Source organism: Rhizobium bangladeshense, assembly GCF_017357245.1.
Classification (GTDB): Bacteria; Pseudomonadota; Alphaproteobacteria; order Rhizobiales; family Rhizobiaceae; genus Rhizobium; species Rhizobium bangladeshense.
In genome coordinates this window covers 3,353,164-3,366,522 of the sequence record NZ_CP071612.1, presented here as the reverse complement: position 1 = coordinate 3,366,522, position 13,359 = coordinate 3,353,164, and the positions used below count along the sequence as shown (strand labels likewise).

Sequence of the window (13,359 nt, the reverse complement as noted above, 5' to 3'; positions counted from 1 at the left end):
TATCGAAGATCGCTTGATACCCACATCGGAAGTCGTACTCGAGGTGCCTCTGCTCGTTGCCGGCTACCCCGCGACAGCAAAAACATAGGTTTGTGTGGGCGATATGACAAGTCGAGCCGTTCGTTATAGCCGGCTCGACTTCAATTCCGTAACGGGAGGAATTGTCCTGTGGACTGCCTTGGCTGCTACAGCCGATACCAGACGTAGGGGTCTGTTCCCGATTGAATCTTGTCCCATCGCAGGTCGGTATCGTGCCAGTTCTTGATGCTGCTTTGCCTGTTGTCGAGCACAAGGTCGCCCATGTCGGTTCTGACCACTAGCACTGCATGTCCTTCCCCGGAAGGCGTAAACGCTGTCGCAATCCGCAGGGCGCGCGACGACCAGCCCATCGCTATCAGTCGACTGCGTTTGGTCAACGCAAAATCTTCGCAGTCGCCGCTGCGCACATTCACCCTCCAGACGTCGCCGTTCAATTCGTTGCGGGGATCGTTCCGGCCGACCATCGTCCGGTTGACGGAGCTGTTTACATTTTTCAGTTGCAGCATCTCCTTGTCCGTCAGCGTGATGACAGCCAATCCATTGTTGTCGCGGCATTCGGCTGGGTTCTGGGCGCAGAACAGCACCTGGGCGAAGGGCGGAATGATCTTGCCTTTTTCAGAGATGTAGCTGACCGCCGAATTGTCGTTCAGGCCGCGGGCAAGACCTGTGGGGCCGGCGGCAAATGCCGAGCAGGCATTGCCAGCCGTAAAAGCAAGCGCCAGAAGTGTAACAAACGTTTTCTTCATCTCTTAAATCCCCGTCAGGGCAACCGATTGAGATCAGGCTTGCCTTTTCGCGCAGTCAATGGCATGGCGATTTAGTGATCTGCCAAGTATATGGCACAGAACGTCTATCCCGTTTCTGCTGCATGAGGAGCATAATCGGGTCTTGTCTCGATTGGCTTAAGCCGTTCGAGACAATTTTAAACTATGTGGAATTCTGTTGCACTTTAACACGCTAGCGCTTGATATGCAACTTATGTTAGTACGAGTATATTAACCGTAACGGTTGTAATCCCCTCGGTGCCGCTGCTGGTAAGCGAAGTCAAATGCTATCCAACCTCATCAACAGGCAGGTCTTGCGGGAGGCGATTCTCGTTGCCTTTATCGGCCTGGTTATATTGACACTCGTTCCTTTTGGGAGCGTCACGCCCTTTCCCTTCGCTTTCGCCGCAATCGGAATGTTTGCTCTCGCCATCCTTGCGGGATTGCTGTTCGCGCTGCCAAAACACGGGAGGTGGGTGTTCAACATCGCCTTGTCTTTACTCGTCGTGCTGACGAGCTGGACGTTTATCCAGACAATCGAATTGCCGGCCAACTGGCTGGCGAACCCCGCTTGGCGCGCTGCGCGCGATCTGGCGGGCGTCCAACATGCAGTGATCTCCGTCGAGCCGGCCGATACGCTTGCCTCGATCCTCTGGGTGGCTCTTCCTTTCGTGACGTTTCTGACCGGCCTGATCTTGTGCGATACCGATCAACGCGCACGGAAATTGCTTACCGGTCTGGGACTTGCTGCAGGGGGCGTCGCCGTTTTCGGCCTGCTGCAATTCTCCATGTTTCCCGACGTCCTGATCGTCGTCGAAAAACACGCCTATCTCGACAGCCTGACCGCCGTCTTCGTCAACCGCAATACCGCTGCGACCTTCCTCGGACTAGGAACGTTGCTCATGCTGACGCTGGTGAGGGACATCGCTCGTTCCTATTCAGCCCACCCGCCTGGCGAGCCCGGCCGAAACCTTCTGCTCTTGAGAACATGGATCTGCATTCTGCTCCTGTGCGCATGTTTCACCGCGTTGATGCTGAGCCGATCACGCGCCGGCATATTCGCGACTTTTGTTGCTGCTCTCATCTATTTTCCATGGCTTGTCATCAATTGGAACAGCTCAAGGCGATACATAACACCGGTGCCGAGATGGCGCTCGGTGTTGAAGCTTCTTTCCGCGGTCATCTTCATCGTTCTTTTGCTAAGCATGTTTGCAGGACGAGCGATTTTGCGTGCACAGGAGCGGCGGCTCGAGGATGACGATCGTTTCTGTATTCTGCCGGGCATATGGCGTGCCATTTCGGATCACTGGTTGACGGGAACTGGCCTGGGAACCTTTCGCACGGTGTTTTCGGCCTACCGCGATCCAGCCTGCGGCATCTTCGGGATTTTTGACCGCGCACATAATTTCTATCTCGAAGGATTTCTGGGGCTGGGGGTAACGTTTCCGGTTGCGACGCTCGTTACTTTCGCGGTGCTTGCGAGGGTTTTCTGGCGTGGGCTCTCCGAGAGGCGGCGCCTCAGGTACTATGTTCTACTCGGCATAGCGGGAACGGTCCTGGTCGCCCTTCATGCGGCGGTCGACTTTTCGCTTCAAATCCCTGGCTTCGCGGTATTTTTCTCCGCCTTTCTGAGCGCCGTCGTGGCGATCAGCCTCGGCCGCAGTCATGGCAAAAATGAACGCCAATATGGGTGACCGACCAGCGCATAACAGTTTAAATAAATGGAATTATGAAGGTTTTCCGAAAATACCGACAGATTGAGGGCTGCGGGTTGACTCTTAAATGCAAGAGATTTTATAGCGGACGCAGCCTTTAGATTATCGCCGGCGTCAGAGAGCCGGGCCGAGGCCGTTCGTTTGTTGAAGGGCTTGGCGTTGCCAAGCTGCCACAGTTAGAGAATGATAAACGGCTTTTGGTAATTAATGATCAGGGATTGTCTTGTAATTTGTCCGATTGCGGAGCAGTAGCTTCAAGGGCGTCAACACGGGTTATTCTATGGGTTGTTTTCCTGTTGGTAGTACACGCGTCGCCATTGTTGTAGCGCTAACGAGTATATTGGCAAGCTGCACGTCCTTGCCAAGGTCCGGCCCAGATCACAAAGATGTTGATCGAGGGGCGGCGGTGAAGGTAACAACGAAGGAGCGTCGCGTCGGTATCGACTACGCCCTGATTGATCTCAGCAAGAACGTCCTGCCCTATTTCTCATCTCCGCAGCCCACCTCCTTCAAGGGTTTTGGTGGTGGTCGCGGCGGTGCGCCTGAAATTCCGCTTGGTTATGGCGATGTCGTCGAGGTTGCGATCTTTGAAGCGCAGTCCGGCGGCCTCTTCATTCCCTCCGACGCCGGTAGCCGACCTGGCAATTATATCTCTCTGCCGGCGCAGACCATCGACAGAAACGGAACGATCACGATCCCCTACGCGGGTCGCGTTCCGGCTGCCGGTCGCCTGAAGGAGACCGTTGAGCAGGATGTGGAGGACCGTCTGGCCAGCCGCGCAATCGAGCCTCAGGTGGTGATCACAACGACCACCAACCGCTCGAGTCAGGTAGCCGTGCTTGGGGACGTCAACAATCCTCAGCGCGTTCAGGTCAGCCCGGCCGGTGAGCGCATTCTCGACGTCATTTCCGCCGCGGGTGGTTTGACGACCAATAACATCGAAACGAATGTGACGCTGCAGCGCCGCGGCAGGACGGCAACCGTCGCTTATAATACGCTGCTGAAGAACCCCGCTGAGAATATCTATGTCGCGCCGGATGATACGATCTCCGTCGATCATGAGCGCCGCACCTTTCTCGCGCTCGGCGCAGCTGGCGTCAGCGGCCGGTTTGATTTCGAAGAGTCGGACCTGAGCCTCGGGGAGGCGATCGCCAAGGCCGGCGGCCTGCGTGACGATCGGGCGGATCCGTCTCAGGTCCTGCTCTACCGTCTTGTCCCGAAGAAGACGGTTGCGGCGATGCATGTGGATACGACGAGGTTCGCTGGCGATACGGTTCCTGTGATTGTCCGCGCCAATCTTCGTGACCCGGCAACCCTGTTTGCTGCTCAGCAATTCAAGATGGAAGACAAGGATATTATCTATATTTCCAATTCGGACTCTATTGAATTGGTCAAGTTCCTTGACATCGTAAACTCGGTATCGTCCACTGTGGCCGGCGTGACGGACGACGCACGCGATACACGCAGTGCGGTGCGAGAGCTCGGGCGTTAATGGGGAATAGCCGGCGCCGCTCATAAACGATCGGTGCCGGGGCCTGTTTTTCGATAGTGGATTTGATGAAGGAAGCCACTTATGGCAAGGTTTAGTGTTCATCGTAAACTTGCATATGGCGGAATTGCCGCGGCAATGTTTGTCGGCATGACTTCGAGCGCTTTCGCGGCTGCTTGCCTGGGGGCTGCAAATCTCACAACCGTTGACGTCAGCGGATTTACCGCCAGTCCTGCCGTTTTGCTCGACATGTCCGATCCGCTGGTTTTGTCATCGCGCGTTCGAGCGCTGGTGGCGAGCAGCAACGACGCCCTGTTGCCGGTGATCGAGCAGGCTAAGAGTGCCAGTGCCGCGCAGATGGCCGCGATCGGATCGGGTCTTGGGCGAGCCGCAAACAGTTGCCAGGTGTCGGATCCGCAGTTCAAACTGGCGATCGAAAAAGCGGTTGCCGAAGCGGCCAGCGCCGATCCCAACCTTGCGCCGCTGCTGACAGCCTTCGCAAAAGTTCTCGCAGAAGGCGGGACCGCCGCGCTTGGCCCCAGCACAGGTGCGCTTGCCGCAGCATCCGGTATCGGCAACACTGGCTCAATTGGGCCGACAGGCCCGGGCTCGGATGACGGTACGCCGTTTGATGGCAGCGCCACGACTGCGGGCACGCTGAGGGTTTCGGATGCGAGCGAGGAGGAGGACAGCTCGTCCAGGAGTTCGACGACGATAGCCATCAGCACGGGAGGAGCGGGACAGTCGTCATCTGATACGACGGAGTCGACGAGTCAGAGCGTCCCCGTCACACAATAGCTGGAATTGCCTGTAGATCTTAGCGCTTGACGCCTTTGTTGGAGATCGAAATTGCTGTCGCCAGATAAACTTACGCCGCGTATCGACCCTTCCCGCGATACGGGAAACGAAGCTGATTTCATCGATTTCGACAAGCTTATCGCAATTGTCCGTCGGCAGTGGCGGATCGTTGCGGTATGCGCTTTCGTCTTTGCCATTCTTGGTGTCGTCTATGTCCTGACTGCAGTGCCGGTCTACACAGCCGAGACCAAAGTGCTGATCGACCGCAGCGACAATCAGATGATTAACCAGCTCGCGGCCTTCGGCCAGCTAGACGATGACGAAGGCACGGTCCTCAGTCAGGTCGAGCTGCTGAAGTCCGATACGATCGCCTATGCGGTCGTCGACAAGTTGAAACTGGTGGACGATCCGGTTTTCACGGCACAGAAAAACTCGCTCTTTTCTGTGGCAACGCTGAAATCACTGCTGAATTTTCGCTCCTGGTTCGCCGATGACGTGGCAGTTGCTCCAGATCCGGAAATGAAGCGGCGATGGGCCGCGGAAACCGTCGCCGGCAACATCGATGTCGAGCGTGTCGGCAAATCCTACGTTCTCGACGTCACTTATACCTCGCAGTCGCCCGACCTGGCGCGTGAAATCGCCGCCGCTATTGCCGATGTTTATCTGGTTGATAAACTGAATTCGAAGTATGAGGCGACACGCCGAGCCGGCGAGTGGCTGCAGGAGCGTATCGAAGAGCTGCGGCAACAGGCCTTGGATACCGATCTCGCAGTGCAGAAATTCCGCAGCGAGCATGGCCTTGTCGAGGCAGGGTCGGGCACCTTGCTTAGTGAGCAGCAGCTTTCCGAGCTGAACACCCAGTTAATCAAGGCTCAGGCCGAAACGGCGCAGGCCGAGGCGAAATATACCCGCATCAAATCGATTATCGACGCCAGACAGACCGATGCGATCGTGACCGATGTACTCGACAGCTCTATTTCAAACGATCTTCGCAAGAAATATCTGGAAGCTTCGAAGCTCGAGGCCGAAATCGAAGCGCGGCTTGGCCCGGACCACGTTCAGGCAGTTCGGCTTCGTGCGGAAATGGCCGAATACGAAAGGCTCATGTTCGATGAACTTAATCGCATCGCCGAAAGCTATCAGAGCGAGCTAACAGTTGCGCAATCCCGCGAAAAATCGCTGCGCGACAGCGTTGATAAGGCAACGGGTGTGGCCGCAACGGCGGGCGAGACGCAGGTACAGCTCCGCGAACTTGAGCGGACACGGGATACCTACAAGAATCTCTATCAGAGCTTCCTGGCGCGCTATCAAGAAGCGATCCAGCAGCAGAGCTTCCCGATAACTGCCGCACGTATCATCACGACCGCGGAGACGCCGACGAAGCCGAGCGCTCCAAAAAGAAGCCTCGTTATCGCTTTCGCAATGTTCCTGGGGTGCGCGTTCGGTAGCGGCATTGGAGCTTTCCGTGAATTCCGCGATCGCTTCTTCCGCACTGGTGACGATGTCAGGGATATGCTCGATGTCGAATCTCTTGGCGTCATGCCGCTGATTGAGAACAATGTCGAGGATCCGACGCTTGTCGATCCAGGGAACCCGCGAAGCATCGCCAGGGGCGGAAAGACAACGACTTATGTCGAGGAGCATCCGCTGTCGGCATTCGCCGAGACGCTGCGTAGCGCGAAAATTGCGATCGATATCAGTGCGTCCGATCAGCGCTGCAAGGTCATCGGTATGGTGTCGAGCTTGCCTGGTGAAGGTAAGTCGACGACAGCCATCAACTTTGCCAAGCTTCTGGCCATGCAAGGTGCACGGTGCCTGCTCATCGACGGCGATATGCGGAATCCAGGAGCGACGCGCGCCATCGGCCGTCACGCGGAAGCCGGCTTGCTTGAAGCGATTGTCGACAATCGTCCGCTGAAGGATCTCATTCTCCTCGACCCCAGGACCAAGCTGGCATTCTTGCCGACCGTGGCACGATATCGCGTTCCGCATTCGTCGGAGCTGCTCGCATCGCGCGGTATGGATCAGCTTCTGGAAATCGCGCGTCAAAGTTTCGATTACATTATCGTTGACTTGCCTCCTCTGGCTCCGGTGGTGGATGCGCGCGCCATTAATCCGAAGCTCGACGCCGTCGTGTTCGTGATCGAGTGGGGCAAGACTTCGCGGAAGGTGGTGCAGTCGACACTGTTGTCTGAGCCGGATCTGTATTCCAAGTGCGTTGGTGCCATATTGACCAAGGTCGATCCGGCGCAGATGAAGCTTTACCGGACGTTCGGTTCCAGCGAATATTATTACAAGCGGTATTCGCGATATTATACTGAAAGCTGATGCTTGGCGCTCGGTATGTTTCGCCCACGAGGATCACTTTCCTTATCGTCGCTGTAATCTTTACGATGCTGGCCGGCCGAGAGCTCTATGCTTCGATAAGGACGGCCAGCATTTCTATTGTCGCCGAAAGGATGGAGCGCGGCCAAACTGTCCCGAACGACGTCGCAGCGAGATATGCGGCTCGCACGATTGAGGTGGTTGACGGACGCTATTGCCGATCCGACATTGTCGCCGCCGGTGTTACGCTTGTTCTGGCGCAGCTCGATCGACAGAACGTCAATATCAACTACGATGCCTGGGTTGCCGCGGCGTCGGATGCCCGCCGGTATCTCCAGCACGCGCTCTCGTGCATGCCTACAAACAGCAATTTCTGGCTTCGTCTCGCCGCCGTTCAGTCGGCAATTGCGGAGGAGCCGCTTCAGGTCGCAGGCATGATGAAACGTTCGGTCGCTCTCGCGCCCTACGACGAGTCGATCATCCTGACCCGATTTTATTTCTGGAACGATTTCACCCATGCAACGCTTTCGGCGGCGAGCAGCGCAGTCGACAGCGATCTTACGACAATGCTGAAACGCGGCGACCGCTGCAGGGTCAATGCCACCATAAAAGCGGTGAGTCCGCAGCTGCGCCCAGTCCTCGATCGGGTCTGGGCAAGTGTCGGGGAAGGCGCCACGGCGCGGCTTCGGCAGCGCTGCAGCGGGTGATTACAGCCGTTCGCAGTATTTCGATTTCCGGCGAGCTAAGAATGTTCGACCTTGTTGTCCGCGAAATTCAAGAGCGCAGGGAACTCCCGCGCGTCAGCGGGGCTTCAAAGAGAGCTGCGTACCGGATTAAGGGCGGACAAGCTGACCACGCGGCACCGGATCATTCAATCATCAATGCGGCCAAAGTGCCCGCAGAGTCCTTGCCAGAAACGGCAACGCCCGCAGCATGTGTCGCGAGCGTTGCTTCTTGATCGGACTTTGATGATCAGACGTCTACGCCGCCGGAAACGACGTCGGTACCGGTAATGTTGAGCGTCAGAATGCCTACATCCGTGTGGCCTTCACCATCGGAGATCTTGTAGTACTCGATGGTTTCCGTCACCTGAGCGCCCGGAGCGATATCCTGCGTCAGCTCGTAGGTGAATTCGCCGTTCGCCTGGACATGGAACGTGCCATAGGTACCGAGAACCTCGGTTACAGCGCCGCTGCTTGCATTGACGTTCGAGCCGTCGAACTGGCGGAGGAAAAGGTGACCATTGTCGCCGGGAATGTCGTTATCCAGAACGTTGCCCCCGATAGCGTCACCTTCGCTGAAGCTGTAATGATCATCGACAGCGACCGGATTGACCTGGCTGACGCCCTGAATATTCAGGGTGAACAGGCCGAAGTCAGTGTTGCCGGCACCATCGGAGATTTTGTAGGAAACCTTCTCCTGGAGCAGCTCGCCGTTGGTGAAGCCGATCTTGGCGGCATCGCTCAGCACATAGGTGTAGCTGCCATCGGCCTTGACGTAGAAGGTGCCGTAGTCGCCCTGGATTTCGGTAACTTGGCCGGGCTGCTTGGCGCCGACGCTCTGTTGGTCGAAGAAGCGCAGGAAAAGGTTACCGTCGGATGTGTCGTTGGTAAGCAGGTTTCCGGAAATAACGTCGGTTTCCAGAAATGTTGCAGTATCGTCGGTTGCGTGAATAGCCATTATTGTCTCTCCTTGAAATTGATCTTCGCTGGTCATTTTTGACCTTCAGCGAGCTGCCCGATTAAGGATATCTTAATACATCGAGTCAAGCGCATAGTTAACAAGAGTCGAATATTCACGGCTGTATTTTTTAGTATTGATACACGCTTACTGTGCATAAGATCATGAAAGATTTCGATATTATTGCTTTAACAATAAGTGAATGGAGAATTGTTTCAAAATCCGCCAGCTTGTCTCCTCGCTGAAAGATTCTTTATCATGAAGCAATTATCGGAATGCGAACACCGGGACGAGTCGGAATAGAGTTCAGCTATAATCATTTATAATGATTGACGTGAACTTGCGAGTTCTGACGATTGTCTGAAGGCTCAGGCGCGCAACTGCAGAAATATTGTCTTCCATTATACTTCTATCAGGTATAACTGGGAATGTTGCACGGTCGTGCAGCTCGCGACGAACTCTGTCCTGCCCGAATAGTGGCAAATGACTGTTTGCCGGCGACGTCCGGCACCCTTGCGGTGCCGCAATATGCGGCGGAATCAAGTTATTATCGCTGCGAATACAAGAATTATCGCCTGATATCGCGCATTTTAGTGTTTCATTTCAGCAGGCAGAGAGAGATCGGCGGCTAAAGATTTTCCATTACATTTGGGAGATCGCGGCATGACCGTCTATTACGTGAATTCGGTGACAGGATCCAACAACAATAACGGAACCAGTGAGAGTTCGGCCTTCGCGACCTTGTCTGCCGTTGAATCCTTGAGACTAAACCCGGGTGATAGCGTGCTGCTTGCTGCCGGAAGCGTATTCAATGAGCAGTTCGATCTGAAATATTCCGGCAGTGTCAGCGCCCCCATCACCATCGGCAGCTATGGCATCGGTGATGCGCCGGTCATTCGCAGCAGCAATGACGGGATCCACGGTTCCAAGGCTTCGAATATCGTCATCGAGAATATCAAGATCGCCGACACAGGCGCTAACGCGATCTACGCTGGCAACGTCTCGAACTGGACCGTGCGCAACGTCGAAGTATCGAATACAGGTCTGTCCGGCAAACCCGGCTCGGTCAGCTTCCAGAGCAGTCAGAACATCACCATCGAGAACAGCACGCTGACCGGTGTGCGTTCCGACGGAATATGGATGGATAAAGTGAATGGCGTCACTCTCATCAACAATACCGTCACCAATAGCCTGGGTAGCGCAGCAGATGCGATCCAACTCAACGACAGCAGCAATATATTGATCGCGGACAATCACCTCGAGCAGACAGCGACGAATAGCGCCAAGGGTGTCCTGGTGCTGATCCGGGCGACCAATGCCGTGGTCGAGGGCAATACTCTAGTCGGGGGCGGTTTTGGGCTGAGCGCTCAGGGAGGTACGAATATCGCCATCCACGACAATGACATCTCGGGATATGGCGGCTATAGCTGGTCTTACGGTATCGGTCTCGGCGACCAGGGCGATGCGAAGAACTACGACATCAGCGGAAACTACCTGCATGACGGGGTCTATGGCGTTTTGGTCAGCGCCGTCGGCAACCCTAGCTACATTCGCGAGAATATCGCTGTCCACGACAACGTCTTCGACGAACTGTCCTCGTCCGCCTTGAAAGTCGACAAGCCGGCGTCGGGGTCGTTCTACAATAATGTTATCGACAGCGATATATCGATTCTGACCATGCCCGCGACGATTGCCGCTCAGAACACATTCTCCATCGGTGTAAACAAGACGCTCGAACAAGCACAAGCAGAGCTTGATGGCGCAGCTGGGGGCGCAAGCGGCGATACGTCGTCGAGCAACGGCCAGACGCCTGCCACACCAGTCCCCGAGAATATAGACGTGCCGACGCCGCCTCTGGTTGGCGCTCCGGGGCCCAGTGTTGAAACGCCGGTTGTGACCGTACCTGCCGTCGCCGTTCCGAAAATTGTTGCTGTCCACGACAGCTTGAAAATTTCAGCCGATACCGGCAGTGCCTATCACGGAAATCTTCTTGAAAACGACCATGCGAGCAACGGAACGGTGCTGCTTCGCCGCTTCGGCGACAGCGCGGTGGACAAGCATGGCCTGACGCTAACCGGGAAATACGGCGTCATCCACGTCGAAAGCGATGGCGATTACAGCTATACCGTCGATGCAACCAAGCTCGCCGGATTGAGTGGAAAGGTGAGCGAATTCTTCCAATACAAAATTTCTGATGGCGCTTCCCATATCGATGCCGACAGCTTGAGCGTCTCCATTAACGTCGACGCATTCCTCAGCAGCCACGCCTCGCAAATGCTGCTGGCTTAAACTGAACCTGAAGCATTTCCGCTGGCCGCGGAAGTGCTTCAATTTTCAAGGTAGGCCAAGGTTCTCGCTACCGGTGACGTTGCAAATCACGCCATTCCCGGTGAAAAAATGTTCCGCTGGCCCGAAATATGTGAACTATAAATTGTATTTAAAGTTAACATTCCAGTAAACGCCGGAGCTAAGCGTGCCACACGTTTGCCGCTTTGCGCCGTTATTGGGCGTTTTGCGATTTTCACTTGCTTCGGCCGGTATAATTATCGTAGCGTTAAAGTTAGATCCTCTGAAATTGTTCGTGGTAAATTTGTATTTTCGGTCACTTTTCAGTGGGATTTATGGGCTAAGTTATGGGCCTGCAAGCGGAGCGTCGGCACCGGTGCCGGGGATCCGTAGGCAGCCATGTCAATGTTCGGGCTTTATAGGCTCGCAACTGCAGTGTGTGTCCGCGTGTTCGTGGGTGCGCGATGCGGTAGAAGAGGGATTGTTACGTGTTTCAAAGTTCAGCAGCTGACGTCAATGAACCGTCCAAGGCCTTGCGGAAATGCAAAGGGGGGCTGATCTTCATTGGCATAGCAAGCGCGCTTGTCAATATCCTCTATCTTACAAGTTCATTTTTTATGCTTGAAGTATATGACCGCGTCATTCCAAGCAAAAGCATACCGACGCTCGCCGCCCTGGCAATACTTGCATTAATTCTTTACGCTTTTCAGGGCGCGTTCGAAGTTCTCAGGAGCAGAATGCTCGTTCGTGTTGCCGGTGCGCTCGACGAAATGATGAACGGTCGGGTGTTTCGGGCGCTTGTCAAAGCGCCGTTGAAGGTCAAGATCGGCGGCGACGGGCTTCAGCCCCTGCGTGACTTCGACCAGATAAGGACCTTCTTGTCCGGCATGGGCCCGACGGCGATGTTCGATCTGCCCTGGCTTCCTTTCTATATTGTAATCTGTTTCCTGTTCCATCCGGCGATCGGATATATCGCGATCGGCGGAGCGCTGGTTCTCGCTATCCTGACGTTCCTGACCAACCATGGCACGCGTACGCTCTCCAAGCGGCAGTCGGAAGCGGCCAACATGCGCAACGCCTTTGCGCAGAGCTCGATTCGCAACTCCGAGGTCATTCATGCCATGGGCATGGCAGGTACCATGGCTGAAACCTGGGACCGCAAGAATGCGGAATACCGGAACATCACCCGGCAGGCATCGGATGTCGGCAACGGATACGCGACCATTTCCAAAATTTTCCGTATCGCTCTGCAATCGGGAACGCTGGCGACCGGCGCGATCCTCGTCATTCAAGGACAGGCCTCTTCGGGTATCATCATTGCCGGTTCCATCCTGACGTCCCGCGCTCTGGCACCTGTGGAGGCGGCGATCGGGAATTGGCGCGGTTTCGTTTCCGCCCAGCAGAGCTGGGCCCGGCTTTCGAACCTCCTGAAAACAATTCCCGAGATCCCGGCCCCGCTTGCGCTTGCCGCACCTTCCAAGCAAGTCACGGTCGAAGGCGTCGCGAGTGGGCCTCCGGCTGGCCAGCGGCTGGTTATCTCCGATATCAGCTTCGGCCTGAGGGCAGGGAGCGCGCTCGGGGTCATCGGCTACAGCGCCTCGGGTAAGTCGTCGTTGGCGCGGGCGATGATGGGCATTTGGCCAACGGTCAGAGGATCCATCCGCCTGGATGGCGCTGCGCTCGATCAGTGGGACGGCGACGCACTGGGCCGGCATATCGGTTATCTCCCGCAGGATGTGGAGCTTTTCTCGGGAACTGTCGCGCAGAATATCTGCCGCTTCGCGAAAGAGATGTCGCCGGAGGCCGTGGTTGCCGCGGCGAGGGCGGCGCGTGTTCACGACCTCATTCTGCGTTTGCCGAACGGGTACGAGACGGAAATCGGCGAAGGTGGAGCTGCGCTTTCGGCGGGCCAGAGACAGCGTATCGCGCTTGCGCGAGCGCTTTATGGCGAACCATTCCTTGTCGTGCTTGATGAACCGAATTCCAATCTCGATGAGGAAGGCGAGCGGGCGCTGAGCGCTGCGATCATGAGTGTGCGTGCACGTGGCGGCATCGTCGTCGTCATCGCGCATCGATCCGGCGTTCTGGCAGTGTGCGACTTCGTGCTGATGATGCAGGAGGGCAGAATGATCGCCTTCGGTCCCAAGGAAGAGGTGCTGGCACGGGTCAGCCGGCCGGAGGCGGCGCGCACCCCGATTGCCGAGCGCGTGGCTCAGCTCAAAGTCGTGGTCGACGGCAATGCAGCCGAATAGTCCGGAAGGTA

The 13,359-nt window shown here is 56.0% G+C and carries 9 protein-coding genes; 7 read left to right on the top strand and 2 right to left on the bottom strand.

Translation table 11 applies throughout. From position 1 onward, the window contains the following. Positions 1-185: 185 nt before the first annotated feature. Entirely contained in the window at positions 186-785 is a 600-nt protein-coding gene (locus J2J98_RS16340; RefSeq protein WP_138392888.1) for a transglutaminase-like cysteine peptidase, read from the bottom strand. A 302-nt stretch (positions 786-1,087) separates the two neighbouring features. On the opposite strand from J2J98_RS16340, the gene J2J98_RS16335 reads away from it, so the two are divergent. The 5 genes from J2J98_RS16335 to J2J98_RS16315 all read left to right on the top strand — a co-directional run bounded on the left by J2J98_RS16335 (position 1,088) and on the right by J2J98_RS16315 (position 7,837). Further along, complete coding sequence (locus tag J2J98_RS16335; RefSeq protein ID WP_138392889.1) at positions 1,088-2,497, top strand: O-antigen ligase family protein; 1,410 nt, start codon at positions 1,088-1,090, stop codon at positions 2,495-2,497. 301 nt (positions 2,498-2,798) lie between these two features. Then, positions 2,799-4,010, top strand: a complete 1,212-nt coding sequence (locus J2J98_RS16330; RefSeq protein ID WP_064705930.1) for a polysaccharide biosynthesis/export family protein — start codon at positions 2,799-2,801, stop codon at positions 4,008-4,010. 81 nt (positions 4,011-4,091) lie between these two features. Further along, entirely contained in the window at positions 4,092-4,805 is a 714-nt protein-coding gene (locus J2J98_RS16325) for a sugar transporter (RefSeq protein WP_207601599.1), read from the top strand. 51 nt (positions 4,806-4,856) lie between these two features. Next, complete coding sequence (locus J2J98_RS16320; RefSeq protein WP_207601598.1) at positions 4,857-7,133, top strand: polysaccharide biosynthesis tyrosine autokinase; 2,277 nt, start codon at positions 4,857-4,859, stop codon at positions 7,131-7,133. Continuing rightward, the gene (locus J2J98_RS16315; protein ID WP_064705927.1) at positions 7,133-7,837 is read left to right on the top strand and encodes a hypothetical protein; all 705 of its coding nucleotides are present in this window, start codon (positions 7,133-7,135) and stop codon (positions 7,835-7,837) included. The genes J2J98_RS16320 and J2J98_RS16315 overlap by 1 nt, the downstream gene beginning before the upstream one ends. A gap of 265 nt (positions 7,838-8,102) precedes the next feature. Here J2J98_RS16315 and rapA2 read toward each other — a convergent pair whose 3' ends face one another. Further along, the gene (rapA2, locus tag J2J98_RS16310) at positions 8,103-8,810 is read right to left on the bottom strand and encodes a calcium-binding lectin RapA2 (protein WP_064705926.1); all 708 of its coding nucleotides are present in this window, start codon (positions 8,808-8,810) and stop codon (positions 8,103-8,105) included. A gap of 663 nt (positions 8,811-9,473) precedes the next feature. Here rapA2 and J2J98_RS16305 point away from each other — a divergent pair. Continuing rightward, a complete protein-coding gene (locus tag J2J98_RS16305; protein ID WP_207601597.1) occupies positions 9,474-11,099 on the top strand; it encodes a right-handed parallel beta-helix repeat-containing protein in 1,626 nt (541 codons plus the stop codon). A gap of 485 nt (positions 11,100-11,584) precedes the next feature. Next, the gene (locus tag J2J98_RS16300; RefSeq protein ID WP_138392893.1) at positions 11,585-13,348 is read left to right on the top strand and encodes a type I secretion system permease/ATPase; all 1,764 of its coding nucleotides are present in this window, start codon (positions 11,585-11,587) and stop codon (positions 13,346-13,348) included. Positions 13,349-13,359 lie beyond the last annotated feature (11 nt).